This is a genomic window from Streptomyces sp. NPDC004539, assembly GCF_040610055.1.
In the GTDB taxonomy this organism is placed as follows: Bacteria; Actinomycetota; Actinomycetes; order Streptomycetales; family Streptomycetaceae; genus Streptomyces.
Window position 1 is genome coordinate 1 of sequence record NZ_JBEXLS010000031.1, and the last position, 21,069, is coordinate 21,069.

Below are 21,069 nucleotides of genomic sequence, written 5' to 3' on the forward strand. Positions count from 1 at the left end.
GCGGCCGTGCCGACCCCGCCGGCACCGGCGTGGATCAGCACCCGCTGCCCGGCCGCCAGCCGGCCCAGATCCACCAGCCCGTAGTACGCCGTGAGCGCGACCACCGTCGCGGCGGCCCCGTCGACCTCGCTCCACCCCTCCGGCACCGGCGCCAGCAACCGGGCGTCGGCCACGGACACGGGCGCGAACGACGTGTCCAGCGTCCCCATCACCCGGTCACCGACCGCGAACCGGGTCACCCCCGGGCCGACCTCGGTGACGACACCGCTGCCCTCGCTGCCCAGCCGCGCCCCGCCCGGATACATGCCGAGCGCGATGAGCGTGTCCCGGAAGTTCATCCCGGCCGCGCGCACCGCCACCCGCACCTGACCGGCCGCGAGTCCGGCCGTTCCCTCGCTGTCGGGGACGAGCGCGAGACCGCCGAAGGAGCCGGGTTCGGTGACGTCCAGCCGCCACTGCTCATGACCGGCCGGCACGTCGAGCGCCTGCCCGGCGGCACGCTCCAGCCGACGGCCGTGCACGACGCCATCCCGGAGCGCCACCTCGGGCTCCCCGGCGGCCAGCGCCGCGTCGACACCCGCCGAGGTGAACCGGTCGACGACGTCGACGAGCACCATCCGCCCCGGCTCCTCCGCCTGCGCCGACCGCAAGAGTCCGGCGAGCGCCGCATGCGCCGTACCGGTCGCGGTGACCGGGGTACCCGGCACGGGCGCCGCCCCCCGCGTCACGACCACGAGCACCCCGGGCCGCTCCTTCGCCAGCCACTCCTGGACCAGCCCGAGCCCCCAGACGCAGGCACGCTCGGCGGCCTCGGCCTCCTCACCGGCGACAGCCTCGACAGGACACACCGCGACGACGGCGGAAGGGGACCCCTCGACCTCGTCGAAGGTCTCATGCACCGGCACGCCCTCAGGGCCACCGGCACCGACAGCCGCGTAGACACCGGCAGCCGGACGACCCTTGGCCAGCTCGGGCCAGACGACCGTCAGCAGCGAGCCGCTCGCACCGCCCGGCGCGGTCAACTGCCCCGCGCTGACCGGCCGGAAGGCCAGCTCACCGACGCTGACCACCGGCGCCCCCAGCGCATCGACGGCGTACAGCGTCAGTCCGCCGGAACCGGACCGCGCGAGCCGGACCCGCAGACTCGTGGCCCCGGTCGCGTGCAGGGCGACATCGGACCAGGAGAACGGCAGACCCGCCCCCTGACCGTCCGGAAGCAGACCGGCCGCGTGCAACGCGCCGTCCAGCAGCGCCGGATGCAGCAGGAACGCGGCACTTCCCGACTCGGTCCCGGTCTCGACCTCGGCGAACACCTCACCGCCGCGCCGCCAGGCGGCCCGCAACCCCTGGAAGAGCGGACCGTACCGGAAACCGGCCTCGGCCATCCGGGCGTAGGCCCCGTCGAGATCGACCGGCTCCGCGCCGGCCGGCGGCCACACGTCCAGGCCGAACTCCGGCTCGGGCTCGGGCCTCGGGCTGAGCACCCCGCTGCCGTGCCGGAGCCACGCCTCTCCGTCCGCGCCGTCGGGCCGCGAGTGGAAGCGCACGGCTCGCCGCCCCTCCTCGTCCGGCTCGTCCACGGCGACCTGAAGATGCACGCCACCGGACGGCGGCAGGACCAGCGGCGCCTCCAGCACGAGTTCGTCGAGCCCGGTGACCCCCGCCTGCTCACCCGCCCACAGAGCCAGCTCCACGAAGGCGGTGCCGGGCAGCAGCACCGTGTCGAACACCGTGTGATCCGCGACCCACGCCTGCTCCCGCGTCGACAACCGGCCGGTGAACAGGAACCGTTCACTCTCCGCCGGCTCCACGACCGCCCCGAGCAGCGGATGCCCGGCACGCCCGAGACCGGACGCGCCCGCGTCCCCTGCCCGCGAGACCGGCAACTCCGTCCAGTACCGGTGGTGTTGGAAGGCGTAGGTCGGCAGCTCGACGCGCCGGGGTGAACTTCCCTCGAACCAGCGGGTCCAGTTGATGGATGCGCCGTGGGTGTGGGCGTGGGCGAGGGAGAGGAGGAGGCGGTGGAGTCCGCCTTCGTCGCGGCGGAGGGTGCCGGTGGTGGTGACGGTGTGGCCGGTGTCGTCGGCGGTTTCCTGGACGGCGGTGGTCAGGACGGGGTGGGGGGTGACCTCGATGAACAGGGTGTGGCCCTGTTCGAGGAGGGCGCGGGTGGTGTCCTCGAAGCGGACGGGTTGGCGGAGGTTGCGGAACCAGTACCCGGCGTCGAGCCCTGTGGTCTCCGTCCGCCCCGCACTCACGCACGAGTAGAACGCGGTCCCCGACTCCCGGGGCGACACGTCCTTCAGCAGCTCCGCCAACTCCTCGCGTACGGCGTCGACGTGGGCGGAGTGGGAGGCGTAGTCCACGGCGATCCGCCGCGCCCGCACCCCGTCTGTTTCGGCCCAGGCGAGAAGTTCGTCGAGTGCTTCGGTGTCACCCGCGACGACGACGGAGGTGGGTCCGTTGACGGCTGCGAGGTCGATCCGGCCTTCCCAGCGGGCGAGTTCCTCGCGCACACGGTCGGCGGGGAGCTGGACGGAGACCATGCCGCCCTTCCCGGAGATCGCGAGAATCGCTTTCGACCGCAGAGCCACCACCCGCGCACCGTCCTCCAAAGACAGTGCGCCCGCGACCACAGCCGCCGCGATCTCCCCCTGCGAATGACCCACTACAGCCGCCGGTTCGACCCCGTAGGACCGCCACACCTCGGCCAGGGACACCATCACCGCCCACAGCACCGGCTGGACCACGTCCACCCGCACCAACTCACCCTGCTCCCGCAGGACATCAGTCAGCGACCAGTCCACGAACTCCGACAGCGCCGCCTCGCACTCGGCCATCCGTGCCGCGAACACCGGAGAGGAGTCGAGGAGTTCGACCGCCATCCCCGTCCACTGCGATCCCTGGCCGGGGAACACGAACACCACACCCCCCGAGCCCACCCGCCCCCGCACCACACCCGGATCAGCAGACCCCGCCGCGACAGCGGCAACCCCCCGCACCAACTCCTCCCGCCCGGCCCCCACCACCACCGCACGGCACCCCAACCCCCCACGCGACACAGCAAGAGAAGCCGCGACGTCGAGCGGGTCCAGCTCTGCGTCGAGGTGTTCCACGAGCCGCTGCGCCTGCGCCGCCAACCCCGCCTCGCTGTGCGCCGACAACACCCACGGCACCGGCAGAGCGCCCGTACCGGAGTCCGTCGTCTCCTCGGCCTCGTCCCCCTGCTCCAGCACAAGATGCGCGTTGGTGCCGCTGATCCCGAACGAGGAGACACCGACCCGACGAGGACGCCCGGTCTCCGGGAACTCCCGCGCCTCGGTCAGCAGTTCCACCGCCCCGGCCGTCCAGTCGACCTCCCTGCTCGGCTCGTCCACATGCAGCGTCTTCGGCAGCACCCCCTCCCGCAGCATCAGCACCGTCTTGATGACGGCCCCGACGCCGGCGGCGGCGATGGTGTGACCGATGTTGGACTTCAACGACCCGAGATACAGCGGCCGTTCGGCGGGCCGGTACTGTCCGTACGTCGCGAGGACGGCCTGTGCCTCGATGGGGTCCCCGAGCCGCGTCCCGGTCCCGTGCGCCTCGACCGCGTCCACCTCGTCCGGGGCGAGCCCGGCGTTCGCGAGCGCGTCGCGGATGACGCGTTGCTGGGAGGGGCCGTTGGGGGCGGTCAGGCCGTTGGAGGCGCCGTCCTGGTTGACCGCGCTGCCGCGTACGACCGCCAGCACCGGGTGTCCGTTGCGCCGCGCGTCCGAGAGGCGCTCGACCAGGAGCACCCCCACCCCTTCGCCCCACCCGGTGCCGTCGGCGGCCTCGGCGAACGCCTTGCAGCGGCCGTCGGAGGCCAGACCGCCCTGGCGCGCGAACTCCGGGAAGATGCTGGGCGTCGCCATGACGGTCACCCCGCCGCTGAGCGCCATGTCGCACTCGCCGGAGCGCAGCGCCTGCACGGCGAGGTGCAGGGAGACCAGCGAGGAGGAGCAGGCGGTGTCGACCGTCAGCGCGGGCCCTTCGAGGCCGAGCGTGTAGGCGACCCGGCCGGACATGACGCTGCTGGTCATACCGGTCAGCGACGGCGGGTCGTCGGTGTCCTGGAGCATCGTGAGGAGTCCGACGAAATCCTCCGAGCCGCCGCCGAAGTAGACGCCGGTCCGGGAGCCGCGCAGGCTCGCAGGGTCGAGCCCCGCTCGTTCCACCGCCTCCCAGGAGGTCTCCAGAAGCAGCCGCTGCTGGGGGTCCATGGCGAGCGCCTCGCGCGGGGAGATCCCGAAGAACTCGGCGTCGAAGCCCGCCGGGTCGTCGAGGAAGCCGCCTTCGAGGGTGGTGGAGGAGTTGATGCCGTCCGTGTCCGCGTACAGGTCCTCGACCGGCCAGCCTCGGTCCCGGGGCATCGGGCCGACGCCGTCCCGGCCCTCGGACACCAGCCGCCACAGGTCGTCGGGGCCGGTCACGCCGCCGGGGAAGCGGCAGGCCATGCCGACGATCGCGATCGGCTCCCGGCCCTTGCTCTCGCTCGCCGTCAGCCGCTCGCGCAGGTCGCGGGCGTCGGCGACGGCCCGCTTGAGGTAGTCGCGCAGACGGCTCTCGTTGCTGTCGGACTCCTCGACGGCGGATGTGCTGGACATGCGGGCGTCACTTCCTCGGGGCGGGGAGAAGGCAGGGGCTCGGCGGGGGTGTGCGGCGCGGGGGTTTCTAGCGGTATCCCTCGTCGACCAGCGCGAACAGGTCGTCGTCGGACAGGTCCTCGTCGACGGCCGTCTCCGGTTCCCGCAGGTTCTCCCAGAGCCGGCGCAGCCGTTCGTCGAGGAGGTCGCGTTCGGGGTCGTCGGCGGGGACCTCGGCGAGTGCCGCGGTGAGCGTGGCGAGTGCCGCGAGCGCGTCCTGAGCGCGGGAGGCCGGGGGAGGAGCGAGCCCTTCCAGCAGCAGGGCGGCGACGGCCTGCGGGGTCGGGTGGTCGAAGACGAGGGTCGCGGGGAGCCGCAGACCTGTCGCGGAGGCGAGGCTGTTGCGCAGTTCGACGGCGGTGAGGGAGTCGAAGCCCAGTTCGCGGAAGGTGCGGTGCGCGGAGACGGCTCCCGGGGTGCCGTGGCCGAGGACGGTCGCGGTGTGCCGGTTGATGAGGTCGAGCAGCAGGCGGTCGCGTTCCGCGTCGGACAGCGCCGTGAGGCGTGCGGCCAGGTCGGGCTCTGCCGTGCCGGGACCGGTGGCGGCGCGGCGCAGCAAGGGCGCGCGCACCAGCCCCCGGAACAGGGGCGGCAGGGTGCCGGCCTCGGCCTGGGCGCGCAGTGCGGCCGGTTCGAGGGCGATGGGGGCGAGGGTGTCGGTGTCGGCGCCGAGCGCGGCGTCGAAGAGGGCGAGCCCGTGTTCCGGGGTGAGCGCGCGCAGCCCCGAGCGGGCGATGCGGCGCTGGTCGGTGTCGGAGAGCGCGGCCGTCATGCCGCCGGAGGTCTCCCAGGCGCCCCAGGCCAGCGAGAGCCCCGCGTGTCCGGCGGCGCGGCGGCGGGCGGCGAGCGCGTCCAACGAGACGTTCGCGGCGGCGTAGTTGGCCTGGCCGGGGTTGCCGGTGAGCCCGGACGCGGAGGAGAACAGCACGAACAGCGCCGGGTCGTGGCCGAGTTCACGCAGCACCTCGTCGAGGTTGACGGCGGCGTCCGTCTTCGGCCGCAGCACGTGATGGAGCTGTTCCTCGGTGAGCCCGGTGGCGAGTCCGTCGTCCAGGATGCCGGCGGTGTGCACGACGGCCGTCACCGGCCGGTCGAGGCCCGCGAGGACGGCGTGGAGCGTGTCCCGGTCGGCGATGTCGCAGGCGAGCGTGGTGACGTCGGCCGCTCCGGCGTCCCGCAGCGTCCGCTCCAGCTCCGACGCGCCCGAGGCGTCGGGTCCGCGCCGGCTCAGCAGCAGCACGTGCCGGGCGCTGTGGCGTTGCACCAGGTGCCGGGCGAAGAGGCCGCCGAGGTTCCCGCTCGCGCCGGTCACGACGAACGTGCCCTCCGGGTCCGGCGCCGCGGGCATCGTCAGCACGGCCTTGCCGACCAGCTTGGCCTGGCTGAGCGCGCGGAACGCGTCCCGGGCGCGCCGCACGTCCCACGTGGTGACCGGCGGAGGTGTCAGCGCGCCCTCCGCGAACAGGGCGAGCACCGCGCGCAGCATCTCCCGCATCCGGTCCGGCGGCGCCTCGTTGAGGTCGTACGCCGCGTACGCGACCCCCGGATGCGAGGCTGCCACGGCCTGCGGTTCACGGATGTCGGTCTTCCCCATCTCCAGGAACCGTCCGCCGCCCGGCAGTAGCCGCAGCCCGGCGTCGACGAACTCCCCGGCCAGACAGTCGAGTACGACGTCCAGTCCCGTACCGCCGGTGGTGGCGAGGAAGTGGTCGGCGAAGTCGAGGGTGCGGGAGTCGGCGGTGTGGGCGTCGTCGAGCCCGGCCGCGCGCAGCACGTCCCGTTTGCCGGAGCTGGCCGTCGCGAACACCTCGGCACCGAGATGCCTCGCCAGCTGCACGGCGGCGGTCCCGACCCCGCCCGCACCCGCGTGCACGAGGACCTTCTGCCCCGGCCGCACGTCCGCGAGGTCCACGAGACCGTAGTAGGCGGTCAGATAGGCGACGGGTACGGCGGCGGCCTGCGTCCACGTCCAGCCGTCCGGCATCGGCGCGAGCCAGCGGTGGTCGGTGACGGCGACGGGCCCGAAGGCACGCGGCGCGAGCCCCACCACCCGGTCACCGGGCCGCAGTTCGGGTACGCCGGGGCCGACCTCCCGTACGACCCCGGCGAGTTCACCCCCGAGGCCGCGCAGCCCCGGAACCATCCCGAGGGCGACGACGACGTCCCGGAAGTTGACGCCCGCCGCGCGCACGTCGACGCGGACCATGCCCGGAGCGAGCGGCGCGGTGACGTCCTCGGCGGCCGGTGCCGGTGAGAGGTCGGCGATGGTGCCGCTGTCGCCGGTGCGGTCGAGGACCCAGGGGCCGTCGGCGGGCGGGAGCATCGCCGGGTGCGTGGAGAGGGGGACCAGGCGGGGGGTGTGGACGGTGCCGGCCCGCAGGGCGAGTCGGGGTTCGGGCAGTGCGGCGGCCCGCGTGACGGCGGTGGCCGACGCCGGGTCGCCGTCCCAGTCCAGCACGGTGATCCGGCCCGGGTTCTCGTGCGCGGCCGAGCCCAGCAGCCCCCATACGGCTGCGGCGGCGAGGTTCGGCGCGGGGTCGTCGTGACCGACCCGTACCGCATCGCGGACCAGCACGACCAACTGCTTCTCGTGGCCCTCGCCGATCCAGTCCCGTACGACACCGAGCGCGTGCTCGGTCGCCTGGTGCACGGCCTCGGCGTCCTCGCCGGGGGTGTCGAGGGAGACGAGGACCGCATCGGCGTCGGTCCCGTCCTCCTCGACGTCCGACAGTTCAGCCAGTTCGGGCAGGACGCCCGGGGCCTTCGACCACCGCTCGTGCGGGACGGCGGGGGAGTCCGGCAGGGCCAGCTCCTCCCATCCCGGCAGGTGCAACCCCTCGGCCGTGTCGGGAGCGCTGGGCGTGGGCGTGAGGTTCGTCGGGGCGGCGCGCACGGTCAGGGAGTTCACGGTCGCGACCGGGGTGCCGGCCGGGTCCGCGAGGGCCAGCGCGAGCGTGTCGGCGCCGGTCGGCGTGATCCGTACCCGCAGCGCCGTCGCACCGGTCGCGTGCAGGGTGACGCCGTCCCACACGAACGGCAGCCGGCCCCCCTCACTGCCCTCGGTGAGCGCGCCGCCCGCGTGGACCGCCGCGTGCAGGGCCGCGTCGAACAGCGCCGGATGCAGGGCGAACGCGTCCGCGTCACCTGACACGGCCTCCGGCAGGACGACGTCGGCGTACACGTCGTCGCCGAGCCGCCACGCCGCCCGTACACCCCGGAAGGCCGGTCCGTAGGCGAAACCCCCGGCCGCGAGGTCGTCGTACAGGGTCTCGGCGGGCAGCGCCACCGCTCCCGGCGGCGGCCATTCCGTGCCCGACTGCTGTGCGGGTGGGGCGAGTTCGGTGCCGAGGGTGCCTTCCGCGTGGACGGTCCAGGTGTCGTCGTCGGCGTGTTCGGGCTGGGAGGCGACCGTGAAGGTGCGGGCGCCCGTGTCGTCCGGTGCGGCGAGGACGGCCTGGACGCGGACGCCGCCGGACGGTGGGAGCAACAGGGGTGCCTGGAGGACGAGTTCACCGACCGTGAGCGTGGCGGCGCCGGTCGCCGAGAGGCGGGCCGCGTGCAGGGCGAGGTCGACGAAGGCGGTGCCCGGGACGAGGACCGTGCCGCCGACGGCGTGGTCGGCGAACCAGGGGTGGGTGTCCAGGCCGAGCCGTCCGGTGAGGATGTGCAGCCCCGTCCCGGCGATCGTCGTCGCTCCGGTCAGCAACGGGTGCCCGGCCGCCGCGAGTCCGGCTGCGGTACGTCCGGTTCCCGGTTTGGGGCGCAGCCAGTAGCCGCGCCGCTGGAAGGCGTACGTCGGCAGCGGGACCGTGCCCGCGCCCCGGCCGGCGTAGAACGCGGGCCAGTCGACGGTGGCGCCGCCGGTGTGCAGCGCGGCCAACGCGGCGACGAGGGACCGTACTTCGTAGTGGTCCCGGCGCTGGGCGGCGACGCTCAGGACGTCACCGGACTCCGTCAGCGCGGTCAGCGCGCCGTCCGGACCCAGCTCGAACTGGGCGGTCGTCCCCGCCTCGCGCAGGGTGCGCAGCACGTCGTGGAAGCGGACCGTGTCGCGGACCTGGCGGGCCCAGTAGTCGGGGTCGGCCCACTGGTCCGGCTCCTGGAGCCGGCCGGTCACGCTGGAGACGACCGGGACGGCCGGTGGCCGGAAGTCCAGCGTGCGCACGACGGACCGGAACTCCTCCAGCATCGGTTCCATGAGCGGCGAGTGGAAGGCGTGCGACACCCGCAGCCGCCGGGTGCGCCGGCCGATCCCGGCGAAATGCTCGGCGATCGCCTCGACCGAGGCCGTCGTCCCCGAAGCCACCACCGACCGTTCTCCGTTGACGGCGGCCAGCGCGACCGTGTCCTCCTGCCCCGCGAGCAGCGGCGCGACCTCCGCCTCGGCGGCCTCCAGCGCCACCATCGCGCCGCCCTCCGGCAACGCCTGCATCAACCGGCCGCGCGCGGCCACCAGTCGACTCGCGTCCGCGAGGGACAGCATCCCCGAGACGTGCGCGGCCGTCAGCTCGCCGATCGAGTGCCCGGCGAGCTGACGCGGGACGACACCCCAGCCGGTGACCAGCCGGTACAGCGCGACCTCCAGGGCGAACGTCGACGCCTGCGTGTACTGCGTCTCGTCGAGCAGCGCCGCCTCCGCGCTGCCGGGCCCGGCGAACATCAACTCCTTGAGCGGACGCCCGAGATGAGGGTCGAGGTGGGCGCAGACCTCGTCGAGCGCGGACGCGAACACCGGGAAGGCGTCGTGCAACTCGCGTCCCATGCCTGGACGTTGTGCGCCCTGGCCGGTGAACAGGACGGCGAGGGTGCGCTCTTCGGCGCGGCCGGTGAGGAGACCCGGGGCGGGGTCGCCGGCGGCCAGCGCCTTGAGGGCCGTCAGCAGCGTGTCCGGGGAGTCCGCGACGACGGCCGCGCGCTCTTCGAGGGCGGCGCGGGTGACGGCCGTGGAGTGCGCGACATCGAGCAACGGCATGTCGGCACCGGTGAGGTGCTCGTACAGAGCCGTCGCCTGGGCCTTCAGCGACTGCGGGTCGCGGGCCGACAGCAGGACCGGCAGCACCGGCAGCACGGGTTCGCGTGCCGCGTCCGGCTCCTGCGGGGCGGGTGCCTGCTCCAGGACGACGTGCGCGTTGGTGCCGCTCACCCCGAACGAGGAGACAGCCGCACGGCGCGGGCGGTCCACGGCGGGCCACGGACGGGCCTCGGCGAGCAGCTCCACCTGTCCCGCGCCCCACTCGACCTGCGTGCTCGGCGCGTCGACGTGCAGCGTGCGCGGCAGCCTGCCGTGCCGGATCGCCATCACCATCTTGATGATTCCGGCGGCCCCGGCGGCGGCCTGCGTGTGCGCCAGGTTCGACTTCACCGCCCCCAGCAGCAGTGGCTGCCCCTCCGGCCGCTCCTTTCCGTACGTCACCAGCAGCGCCTGCGCCTCGATCGGGTCCCCGAGCGTCGTCCCCGTACCGTGCGCCTCCACCGCGTCCACGTCGGCGGCCGTCAGCCGGGCATCGGCGAGCGCGGCCCGGATGACCCGCTGCTGCGAGGGCCCGTTGGGCGCGGTGAGCCCGTTGGACGCGCCGTCCTGGTTGACCGCGCTGCCCCGGACGACGGCCAGCACCCGGTGGCCGTTGCGCACGGCGTCGGACAGCCGCTCCAGCACCAGCAGCGCCGAACCCTCACCCCAGCCGGTGCCGTCGGCGGCGTCCGCGAACGACTTGCAGCGCCCGTCGGCCGCGAGCCCCCCTTGCCGGGAGTTCTCGATGAACGTCGACGGCGTCGACATCACCGTCACCCCGCCCGCCAGCGCCAGATCGCACTCACCGGCCCGCAGCGCGCGGCCCGCCAGATGCACCGTCACCAGCGAGGACGAGCACGCCGTGTCGACGGTCAGCGCCGGCCCCTCGAAGCCGAACGCGTACGCGACCCGGCCCGAGACGACGCTCCCGGCGACGCCGGTGCTCAGGAACCCCTGCACCTCGTCCGGCATCGTCGACAGCTCACCGGCGTAGTCGTGGTACATCAGCCCCGCGTACACCCCGGTACGGCTGCCGACCAGCGAGTCCGGAGCGATACCGGCGTGCTCCAGGGCCTCCCACGCGGTCTCCAGGAGCAGCCGCTGCTGGGGGTCCATGGCGAGCGCCTCGCGCGGGGAGATCCCGAAGAACGACGCGTCGAACTCGTCGGCGTCGTACAGGAACGCGCCCTCGCGGGCGTGGCTCGTGCCGAGGGCGTCGGGGTCCGGGGCGAACATCGCGTCCAGGTCCCAGCCGCGTCCCGTCGGCATCTCGCCGACCGCGTCCCGGCCCTCGTCGACCAGCCGCCACAGCTCGTCGGGGCCCGTCACACCGCCGGGGAAGCGGCAGCCGATCCCGACGATCGCCAGGGGTTCGCTGCCGGCGTCCTCCAACTGCTTCACCCGGCGGTGCGTCCTGCGGAGGTCACCGGTCAGACGCCGGATGTATTCGACGAGCTGTGCCGCGTCCGTCGGTGTCGCGTCCGTCGGTGCTGCGTCCGTCACAGAGAACCCCCGGGGGATCGGAGAGTCGGCGGGCTGGATGGCCCCGCCGTCCTGCGTACGAGGTCCCACCGAAGAGACTGGGCGCGCGGTCCGTGCTCGGACACCCCTGACCTGGCCCCGGGTGGTGATAGGGGTCCGGTGAGGGGGAGTGGGGCGGCTTCCTGCTGTTAGCGTCCCCGAGTACGTCCGTTACGAGCGCACCGGAGACGCAGATGACCGCCGGCACCGAGGACCGCACTCTGTGGATACGCCGCTACCACCCGGCCGACCAGGACGCCGTACGGCTCCTGTGCCTGCCGCACGCGGGCGGCTCCGCCTCCTTCTTCCACCCCGTCTCCCAGGCGCTCGCGCCCGCCGTCGAGGTGCTGGCCGTGCAGTACCCCGGCCGACAGGACCGCCGCCAGGAGGCGTTCGTGGACAACGTCCCCGAACTCGCCGACCGGCTGCTGCCGGTGCTCCTCGCCGAGGCCGAGACCGACACGGACCGCCCCCTCGCCGTCTTCGGCCACAGCATGGGCGCCTCGCTGGCCTTCGAGGTGACCGCGCGGCTCGAAGAGGCCGATGTCCCGCCCGTGATGCTCTTCGCGTCGGGCCGCCGCGCACCCTCCCGGTTCCGGGAGGAGGAGAACGTCCATACCGGTGGTGACCAGGCTCTTCTCACCGAGATGAAGCGCCTCGCCGGGACCGACAACCGCATCCTCGGCGACGAGGAGATGCTCCAGATGATCCTGCCCGCGCTGCGCAACGACTACCGCGCCGCCGAGCTGTACCGCCCCGAGCGCTACCACCTCATCAAGACCCCGGTGACAGCCCTGACCGGCGACGCCGACCCCAAGGCCACCCTCGACTCCGTCCAGGCATGGTCCGAACACACCACCGGCGAGTTCCGCATGGAGGTCTTCTCCGGCGGCCACTTCTACCTCGTCGGCCAGGCTCCGCAGGTCATCAAGGAGATCAAGGCGACGCTCGCCGCCTTCATGGGCCGCTGACCGATGCCGCCGTGAATGCCGTCGATCGACATCCCTGAGGGGCGTGACCCGGAGCGGTTCCGGTCGCATTATTGGCATGAACCCGACTGGTGGTGCGGGAACCGTGAGGTCGGGACTGTCGACGTGCCGGTCATCAGGCCCGGCACCAGGGAGGCCATCGTGACCACCGTTCCTCTCGCACACCGCACCCGCCGACGATTACTGCGCACGGCGATACTCGGCGTGCTCCTGCTCGCGGCGTCGCTCCTGACCGGCTCGCCGTCCGCGTCCGCCGCCGCACAGACCGCGCGAGCGGTCCTCGCGGACACCGGCAACGCCACGCACTTCGACGGCCTCGGAGCACCGTACGGCGGGTGCGGAGTCCCGCAGGCGAATCTGGAGTCGCAGAACTTCCTCGCACTCAACGTGTGGAACACGCCCGGCAATTACGCCGGGCAGCCCACCGCGCGTCCCATCCCCTCCGCGGGCGCCGGCAGCATGGGGCTGTTCGCCAACGGACGCAACTGCGGCCGTTGGGTCCGGGTGGCCATCGGCGACTACTGCACCGGCGTCAACGACGGCGCGGCGGGCCAGGCGTTCTGCCGGGGCGGAAGCTGGACGTCGGACCAGTACAACGGCGCGACCCTGGACATGCTGGTCGCCGACAGCTGCGGCGACACCAACGCCTGGTGCCGGGACGACCCGTACCACCTCGACCTGGCCACCCAGTCGCTCAACTCCTTCCAGCTCGGCGGCCGGCCCGTGGCGGACATGTACCCGAACCGGTGGAACAACCGGCACGTCTCCTGGTCCTTCATCCCGGCACCCGGCTACACCGGCGACATCGCGATCGGCTTCGTCCAGAACGCCGCGTCCTGGTGGCCCACCATCGACGTCACCCGCCTGCCCAACGGCATCCACGGCGTCGAGTACTACAACGGCACCGCGTGGGTGTCGGCCGCCATGGTCAGCGACCTGGGGCAGCAGTACACGATCGGCCCGAACTCCTCGGGCGGCTCGGCCTACACCGTCCGGGTCCGTGACGTCGACGACAAACTCGTCCAGGGCGGCCGGACGTACACCTTCGCGCTGCCGGGCACCTGCGCCTCCGGATGCCCCCAGCCGTACACCGGCGTCGGCTACACCACCAGCGACGGCGGGTCGTTGGACGCGCCGACGAACCTCGTGGTGACCGCCACCACCGCCACCAGCGTCTCGCTGTCCTGGAGCGCCTCGTCCGGTGCCGCCGGTTACGCGGTCTACCGCGACGGGCAGTTGGCGGGCAGCCCCACCGGGACGTCCTTCACCGACACCGGCCTGACCGCCTCGACCTCCTACAGCTACACGGTCAGGGCGCGCGACGGCGCGGGAGGCACGTCCGCCCCCTCGGTCGCCGTCCCGGCCACCACCCAGAGCTCGGGCGGCGGCGGGAACTCCGGCTGCACCGCCGCCACCCGGGTGGTCAGCTCCTGGTCCGGCGGCTTCACCGGCGAGGTGACCGTCACCAACACCACCACCTCCACCAGCAAGGGGTGGCGGGTCGCCTGGAGCTGGCCCGGCACCCAGAAGGTGACGACCGCCTGGTCCACCCAACTGACGCAGTCGGGCTCCTCGGTGACGGCATCGAACGTCGACTACAACGCCGCGATCCCGCCCGCCGGGAAGACGACGTTCGGCTTCAACGCCACCGGCGACTCCTCCGGCCTGCCCGGCAACGCCGTCTGCACACTCAGCTGACCAGCGCGACCGTACAACCGGGGCGGGAGTGCCGGACGAGCACGCCCGCCCCGCACTTGTGCCGGCCGGGCCGGGTGCGGTGGAGCACCCGGATACCCTGGGATCTGACGGCCGTCAGGAAGCGGGGGCCGAAGGCGACGGTGCCCGCCCTGAACGCGGGCACGACCGAGGGACATCGGAGGCACGGTGGCGACAGAGACCGGTTCCACGCGAGGGCCGGGACGGCCCGGCGCGGGGACACCCGCCGTACCGGAGGAGCGAAACATCCTCCGGCGTGGGCTCGAAGCGTTCGCCGAGCTGGGCTACGACCATGCCTCCGCACGCGAACTCGCCCGACGGCTGGGGGTCAGCCACAACTTCATCAACGACCGCTACGGCTCCAAAGCGGCCTTCTGGCGAGCGGTCATCGACTCCGCGCTCGGCGACCAACTGGCCGCCCTGCCCGAGAGCGACCCCTCGCTCGACGACGAGGAGAACCTGCGCCGGAGCATCACCGGCTTCTACCGCAACGCCGTGGAGACACCGGAGATCGGGCGGATCTTCGTCGACGAGTACTCCCGCGACACCGAACGGCTCGACCACCTCTACGAGCACTACATCGGTCCGGCCCTGCGGACGATGACGTCCGGCATCGAGCGGCTGGCGGCCTCCGGCCGGATGGCCCCCGTGCCGATGGACGTCCTGTTCTTCGCGGTCTTCCCGCCCGTCTCGGGCATGCTCAACCTTCCGCTGGCCGAACGCCTCGGCAGATCCAAGGAGACCTCACCGCGGGAACTCACCGAGCGGGCCGAGCTGTTGGCGTCCCTGGTGGTCAACGGACTGCTGTCCACGGGGTCGGCGGGAGCGCCGGCGGAGAGCTGACGCGCCCGCCCGGCACGCCGCGACAGGCACCGGGCGAGGCTGGCGTCCGCCCGGTCACAGCTCCAGCAGATCCCGCGTCCGCACGGGCAGCCCCGTCTCGAAGGAGCGGTTCGCGGCCAGGCCGGTGACCAGTGAGCGGGCGCCGTCGGCGGCGTCGGCGGCGCGGTGCAAGGGGTCGGGGAGACGGTCGCCGAAGAGGTCCTCCAGCATGCGGACGTCCCCGCCGCCGTGCCCCCCTTCGCCGGTCCGGACCGTGATCTCGCGGGGTTCCTCCCAGAACGGCCGCAGCAGGATCTCCGTGCGGCCCGCCGTGTCCTCGACCTCGGTGCCGTGCGGGACGGCGTCCGCGCCCCGCGCGCGCGGCCGGGTCCAGGTGGACTCCTCCACCAGCAGCTCCAGCCGCCCGGCGCTGCCGTTGAAGGCGACCCGGTAGCCCTCCCAGGGGGAGTACGCGGTGAGGTGGTAGGTGAGGGAGGCGCCGGTGGCGTACCGGACGAGGACGGCCATGTCGTCCTCGATCGTCACGCCGGGCGCGAACACGTTCTGGTCGCGGTGGTAGCCGTCCTGCGCCTCCGCGTCCAGGTACAGCGCGCTCAGCAGAGGAGAGTCGGCGAGGTGCACGGCGAAGGGGTCCTGCCGGGCGGCGGGGGAGCCGTGAGCCCGCTCGTACGCGCGCGCGAGCCCGCGCCGCCGGCCCGCCTCGGCGCCGTAGAAGAACAGCCCGCCCTGGGCGTAGACCGTCTCGGGGCGGGTCCCCAGCCACCAGTTGACCAGGTCGAAGTGGTGGGTCGCCTTGTGGACCATGAGGCCCCCGGAGTTGGCCTTCTCCCGGTGCCAGCGGCGGAAGTAGTCGGCGCCGTGGCGCAGATCGAGCAGCCATTCGAAGTGGACGGACCCGACCTCGCCGATCGCGCCCTCGGCGAGCAGCTCGCGTACGGCCGAATGCACCGGGTTGTAGCGGTAGTTGAACGCGACGCGGACCTCGCGTCCGGTCCGCCGCTGGGCGTCCAGGACGCGCCGCGCCTTGTCCGCGTCGGTCGTCATGGGCTTCTCGGTCACCACGTCGCAGCCCGCTTCGAGCGCGCGCACGATGTAGTCGTCGTGCGTGTGGTCGACGCTGCACACCACGACCACGTCGACGGACTCGCGCCGCAGCATCTCGTCGAAGTCCTCGGCGGCGTACGCCGGTACGGGAGCGCGGCCGGGGTGGGCCTCGGCGAGCCACGTGTTGTGGACCGCGACGCGGTGGGAGTTGACGTCGCAGAAGCCGGCCAGCTCGAACCGGTCGGCGTAGGGGCCGGCCAGCGCCTGGGTGAAGAGCCGGGCGCGGGAGCCCAGCCCGACCACGGCGGCTCGGCGGAGTGCCTTCCGGGACGACATGCGGTTCTCCGTTCAGCGGGGGGACACGGGCCGCCAGGCGTCCGCGGCCGTGGCGGCGAACGCCAGCGGGCCGAGGACGATCAGCAGCAGGACGGGGGACATCGTCAGCAGGACGAAGGCGGCGCCGACGGCTCCGGCGAGCAGGGCGGCGGGCAGCGGCTGGCGGGGGACGGACCGGAAGACGGCCGCCAGCGTCGTACGCCAGCGTTCCCCTTCGCGCCAGGCCGCGGCGCAGCGCAGGCCGAGCGCCGCGAGGACGGCCGCCGCGACGGCGAGGACCGGCCCCGATCCGGGGCCGTGCGCGTCGAGGGTGACGGCGTCCAGCCACAACAGGACGAGTACGCCGGTGGGGACGATCCACACGGCGGGCCCGGTGCGCAGCACCGACCGCAGCCGATCGAGGAAGCGCCGGACCGTCACCCCCTCACCGCCGTGGGCCTGGTCACGCAGTACGGCGCAGGCCGCGACGAGCGCCGGGAACACGGTCACCACCGGCAGCGAGGCCAGGAGCAGCAGGACACCGGCGAGCAGACAGTCGGCGAAGCGGGAGAACCCCGGACGGTTCACGGCGCTCAGCCCTTCAGGCCCGTGGTCTGGACGCCTTCCACCAGCAGGCGCTGGAAGGCCAGGAAGAACAGCAGCACGGGCACCAGGGTGAGCACGGACATCGCGAACATGGGTCCGAAGGCGGCGCTGCCGCTCTGGTCGACGAACATCCGCAGGCCGAGCTGGAGCGTGTACGTCTTCGGCTCCACGAGATAGATCACCTGGGAGAAGAAGTCGTTCCAGCTCCAGATGAACGAGAAGATCGTGGTCGTCACGAGCGCCGGCTTGAGCAGCGGCATGATGACGTGCCAGAACGTGCGGTAGGGGCCGCACCCGTCGATCGCCGCCGCCTGGTCGAGCTCGCGCGGCAGCGAGCGGATGAACTGGACGACGAGGAACACGAAGAACGCCTCCGTGGCGAGGAACTTCGGCAGGATCAGCGGCAGATACGTGCCGAGCATGCCCAGTTCCTGGAAGATCACGTACTGCGGGATCAGCATCAGGTGCGCCGGCAGCATCAGGGTGCCGATCATCACCGCGAAGTACAGTCCCCGGCCACGGAAACGCAGCCGGGCGAACGCGTAGGCGGCGAGCGAGCAGGACAGGACGTTCCCGGCGACCGCGCCCACCGAGACGATCAGCGAGTTGCCGAACAGCCGCCACAGCGTCAGACCGCTGACGCCCCGCACGGCGTCCGTGTAGTTGCCCGGCGTGAACACCTCCGGCACCGGACTCAGGTTCGAGATGATCTCGGTACCGGACTTGACCGACGCCGTGAGCAGCCACAGCACCGGATAGAGCAGCACCAGCCCGATCACCACGCACACGGCGTGCCACAGCACGGTCCTCAGCCGCGCGCGTCCGGCGGCGGGGGATACGGCGGTCGTCATGACGCGTCCTCCTGCGCGTAGAACACCCACAGCCGGGCGCTGCGGAAGACGGCGTAGGTGATGAGGGCGATGACGGCGAGCAGTACCCACGCCATCGCCGACGCGTAGCCCATGTGGAAGCTCGCGAACGCCTGTTGGTAGAGGTAGAGCGAGTACAGCAGCGTCGAGTCCGACGGGCCGCCGGTGCCGCCGCTGATCACGAACGCGGGGGTGAACGCCTGGAAGGAGTGGATGATCTCCAGGACCAGGTTGAAGAACAGGACCGGGGTCAGCATCGGCAGCGTGATGGACAGGAACGTGCGGACCTTGCCCGCGCCGTCCAGCGCCGCCGACTCGTACAGCTCTCTCGGGATCTGCTTCAGCCCGGCGAGGAAGACCACCATCGGGGCGCCGAACTGCCAGACGGTCAGCAGGACCAGCGGGTACAGCGCGTGGTCCGGGTTGTCCGTGAGGCCGCCGATGTGCCAGCCGAAGAACGCCAGCGAGCGGTCGGCGGCGCCGTCGGTGGCGAACAGGGCCCGCCACACGAGGGCCACGCTCACGCTCGCGCCGAGCAGGGACGGCGCGTAGAACGCGGCGCGGTACACCCCCACACCCCGGCGGGCCCGGTTCAGCAGCAGCGCGACACCGAGCGCGGCGGCCAGCTTGAGCGGGGTGCTGACCAGGGCGTACTTGAGGGTGACGGCCGCCGAGGTGAGGAAGCGGTCGTCCTCCAGCATGTACCGGTAGTTCGCGAACCCCACCCAGCGCGGGCTGGAGAACAGGTCGTAGTCGGTGAACGACAGGTACAGCGAGATCACCATGGGCCCGAGTGTCAGCACCAGCGTGCCGAGCAGCCACGGGGCGAGGAACACATGGCCCGGCAGCGCCTGGGAACGCCGGCGCTGGGCGGGCCGCGCCGAGGGGAGGGCGCCGCTCGGTCGTGGCACGGGACGGGGTGGTGCGGTCGCCTGGCTCATTCGGAGCCCTCCTCCACGGTGAGGCTGGACGGCGGTGGCAACGATTGCACGCCATGATTTCCGTCGGCAAGTACCGAGAACGTTCTGCTGAGTCCATTGACTTGACGGTTCCGGTTCCCGTAACTTCCGGGCCTGTCCGAAACAGAGTGGCAACGTTTGCACACCAGTGAAGGGCCGCGATGTCCGCACCTCGCCGTTCCCCTCGACAGACGTCGACCGCCGGCCTGTCGCGCCGCCGGCTGCTCACCGCCCTCGCCGCGCTCCCGGCGGCCGGCGCCCTCTCCGCCTGCGGATCGGACGGTTCCGCGGGCGACGGATCGGTGACCCTCGACTTCCAGTGGTGGGGGTCGGGCGACCGCAACCTCGCCACCGGGAAGGCCGTCGAACTCTTCGAGCGGCGTCACCCGGGGATCGAGGTCTCCACCTCGTTCGCCGGGTACGACGCGTACGTCCAGCGGCTCGCCACCCAGGTCGCGGCCGGAGCCGGACCCGACATCATGCAGATCGATGTGGCCTATCTGCGCACGTACGCCGATCGCGATGTCCTCGCCGACCTCGACGGCCCGGACTTCACCGCGGTCGCGCGCGCCGGAATCCCCCCGCTGTACCAGCGGACCGGACTCGTCGACGGCAGGCGGGTGGGCATGCCGATGGGCATCGCCACCACCGCACTGTTCGTCGACCCCGCACTGTGGCGCAGGGCAGGCGTGGGCATCCCCAGGATCGGCTGGACCTGGGACGACCTGCTGAACGACATCGGGCCGAAGCTCAAGCGCGCGGTACCCGGCCGGGCGCCGCTGACCGACTTCGGCGGCTACGTCGAGTGCCTGCACGTCTGGCTGGTGCAGCGCGGCAAGTCCCTCTACATCGACGACGGCTCCACCGGCTTCACCAAGGCCGACCTTCTCGCGTTCTGGCAGCTCATGGGCCGACTGCGCGACAAGGGCGTCTTCACCCCGCCACCGGTGACGGCCTCCTCCCTCACCGGCGCCTCCGGCGATCGCGCTCTGGTGCGCAAGCTGTCCACCGCCGAGTTCCAGATCACCTCCACCGCCACCTCGTACTGGCAGACCTACGGCGAGGTCGCCCCTGTCCCCTTCCCCACCGAGTCCTCCGCCGCCCCGCCCGGCATGGCCGCCGCTGCCTCGGCGGCGCTGTGCGTGCGGCGAGGCTCCGCGCACCGGCGTGAGGCCGCGACGCTCATGGACTTCCTGCTGAACGACCCCGGCGCCGCCGACCTGCTCGGCGTGGTGCGCGGCCTGCCGCCCAACCAGGCCAACCTCGACCGGCTCACCCCCGCGCTCACCGGCGGCGACCGCGCCATCCAGCGCTACCTGGCCGAGGTCGGCGGCAGGCTCGCGCCGCCCCTGCCGCCGGCCCCGCCCGGCGCGGACGAGGACAAGAACGAGTTCCGGCGGATCTACCAGGACATCATCTTCGGCAAGTCCGGTGTGCGGGCGGCGGCCGACGAGATGTGGGACAAGTTCCACACCACTGTCCCGCAGGGCTGACCGCCCGGCGCCCGGACGGTCAGCGGCTGCCGAGGGCCGCCGTGGAACCCCGGACCACCAGATGCGTCGGCAGCACCCGCTGCAACGGCCGCGCACCCTCCACCTCGGGAGTCCCGAGGGTGCGGAACAGCAGGTCCACCGCCGCGCGCGCGGCGTGCGCCTTCGGCACCGACACCGTGGTCAGCGGGGGCGCGGCCATGCCCGACAGGGCGATGTCGTCACACCCCACCACGCTCATGTCGTCCGGGACCCGCACCCCGCGCGCGGTGAAACGGCTGATCAGCCCGAAGGCGACGATGTCGTTGAAGGCGACCACGGCGGTGGCGCCGCTGGCGAGCACCATGTCCGCCGCGCCCGTGATCCCGCCGTCGAAGTGCGGGGCCACGCTGCCCACGTGCACCAGGTCGACGAGGCCGCTGTTCGCCACCGCCTCGACGCCGGCCGCCCGCTCCCGCGCCTCCCACGTACTGCGCGGACCACCCACGTAGGCGATACGGCGGTGGCCGAGCGCGTGCAGGTGGGTCAGGGCGTCCGTCATGCCCTCGGCCAGGTCGGCGGTGACGCTCGGGAAACCCGGCTCCCTGCGGTGCAGCAGCACCACCGGCCGGTCGGTGACCTCGCCGAGGGAGGCCAGCTCCTCGTCGCTCAGCTGGGACGCGGCCAGCACGATGCCGTCCACCTGCGGAGCCAGGGTGCGGATCGCGTCCATCTCCAGACCCTCGTCCCGCTCGGCGTCGCTGACGATCAGGAAGTCGCCGAGGCCGCGGGCCCGCGCCTGCGCGCCCTTGCAGATCTCCGCGAAGAACGGGTTCAGCAGATCCGGCACGATCAGGCCGACGGTGCCCGTACGGCCCGTGATCAGGCCGCGCGCGGCACGGTTGGGCTGGTAGCCGAGACGGTCGGCGGCGGCCAGGATGCGCTCCCGGGTGGCGGCCCCCACCCTGCCGTCCGTGGCCAGCGCCCGGGAGACGGTGGAGGGGGAGACCCCCGCCGCTTTCGCCACTTCTCGAATGGTCACCTGCACGCCCCGAGATTT

At 72.9% G+C, this 21,069-nt stretch carries 12 protein-coding genes; 4 read left to right on the top strand and 8 right to left on the bottom strand.

Annotated features, from left to right (window positions below; translation table 11 throughout):
- Both ABZX85_RS42065 and ABZX85_RS42070 read right to left on the bottom strand, forming a co-directional pair.
- The coding region (locus tag ABZX85_RS42065) for an acyltransferase domain-containing protein (RefSeq protein WP_355881711.1) at nucleotides 1-4,628 on the bottom strand (4,628 nt) is incomplete at its 3' end.
- A gap of 67 nt (nucleotides 4,629-4,695) precedes the next feature.
- Entirely contained in the window at nucleotides 4,696-11,181 is a 6,486-nt protein-coding gene (locus tag ABZX85_RS42070; RefSeq protein WP_355881714.1) for a type I polyketide synthase, read from the bottom strand.
- Nucleotides 11,182-11,393: 212 nt separating this feature from the next.
- On the opposite strand from ABZX85_RS42070, the gene ABZX85_RS42075 reads away from it, so the two are divergent.
- Together ABZX85_RS42075 and ABZX85_RS42080 are read left to right on the top strand one after the other, a co-directional pair.
- Nucleotides 11,394-12,170 (top strand): alpha/beta fold hydrolase, encoded by a 777-nt coding sequence (locus ABZX85_RS42075; RefSeq protein WP_355881717.1) that lies wholly within the window; start codon nucleotides 11,394-11,396, stop codon nucleotides 12,168-12,170.
- A 159-nt stretch (nucleotides 12,171-12,329) separates the two neighbouring features.
- Nucleotides 12,330-13,886, top strand: coding sequence for a cellulose binding domain-containing protein (locus ABZX85_RS42080; protein WP_355881720.1), 1,557 nt, complete (start codon nucleotides 12,330-12,332; stop codon nucleotides 13,884-13,886).
- On the opposite strand, the gene ABZX85_RS42085 is transcribed toward ABZX85_RS42080, so the two are convergent.
- Nucleotides 13,879-14,049, bottom strand: coding sequence for a hypothetical protein (locus tag ABZX85_RS42085; protein ID WP_355881723.1), 171 nt, complete (start codon nucleotides 14,047-14,049; stop codon nucleotides 13,879-13,881). The genes ABZX85_RS42080 and ABZX85_RS42085 overlap by 8 nt on opposite strands.
- Before the next feature lie 23 nt (nucleotides 14,050-14,072).
- On the opposite strand from ABZX85_RS42085, the gene ABZX85_RS42090 reads away from it, so the two are divergent.
- Nucleotides 14,073-14,747, top strand: coding sequence for a TetR/AcrR family transcriptional regulator (locus ABZX85_RS42090; RefSeq protein ID WP_355881725.1), 675 nt, complete (start codon nucleotides 14,073-14,075; stop codon nucleotides 14,745-14,747).
- Nucleotides 14,748-14,801: 54 nt separating this feature from the next.
- Here the strand turns inward: ABZX85_RS42090 and ABZX85_RS42095 are convergent, their stop codons facing one another.
- Genes ABZX85_RS42095 through ABZX85_RS42110 form a run of 4 tightly spaced genes read right to left on the bottom strand, consistent with a single transcriptional unit; the run spans nucleotide 14,802 to nucleotide 18,522 of the window.
- A complete protein-coding gene (locus ABZX85_RS42095) occupies nucleotides 14,802-16,127 on the bottom strand; it encodes a Gfo/Idh/MocA family oxidoreductase (protein ID WP_355881728.1) in 1,326 nt (441 codons plus the stop codon).
- Nucleotides 16,128-16,139: 12 nt separating this feature from the next.
- Complete coding sequence (locus tag ABZX85_RS42100) at nucleotides 16,140-16,694, bottom strand: DUF624 domain-containing protein (protein WP_355881731.1); 555 nt, start codon at nucleotides 16,692-16,694, stop codon at nucleotides 16,140-16,142.
- 5 nt (nucleotides 16,695-16,699) lie between these two features.
- Nucleotides 16,700-17,563, bottom strand: a complete 864-nt coding sequence (locus tag ABZX85_RS42105; protein WP_355881734.1) for a carbohydrate ABC transporter permease — start codon at nucleotides 17,561-17,563, stop codon at nucleotides 16,700-16,702.
- Nucleotides 17,560-18,522 (bottom strand): sugar ABC transporter permease, encoded by a 963-nt coding sequence (locus tag ABZX85_RS42110; RefSeq protein WP_355881737.1) that lies wholly within the window; start codon nucleotides 18,520-18,522, stop codon nucleotides 17,560-17,562. Before ABZX85_RS42110 ends, ABZX85_RS42105 begins: the two co-directional genes overlap by 4 nt.
- A 179-nt stretch (nucleotides 18,523-18,701) precedes the next feature.
- Between ABZX85_RS42110 and ABZX85_RS42115 the strand changes: the two genes are divergently transcribed.
- Nucleotides 18,702-20,033: an ABC transporter substrate-binding protein gene (locus tag ABZX85_RS42115; RefSeq protein ID WP_355881739.1), complete on the top strand. Its 1,332-nt coding sequence runs from the start codon at nucleotides 18,702-18,704 to the stop codon at nucleotides 20,031-20,033.
- Between the two features lie 19 nt (nucleotides 20,034-20,052).
- Here the strand turns inward: ABZX85_RS42115 and ABZX85_RS42120 are convergent, their stop codons facing one another.
- Nucleotides 20,053-21,036: a LacI family DNA-binding transcriptional regulator gene (locus ABZX85_RS42120; protein ID WP_355881742.1), complete on the bottom strand. Its 984-nt coding sequence runs from the start codon at nucleotides 21,034-21,036 to the stop codon at nucleotides 20,053-20,055.
- Nucleotides 21,037-21,069 lie beyond the last annotated feature (33 nt).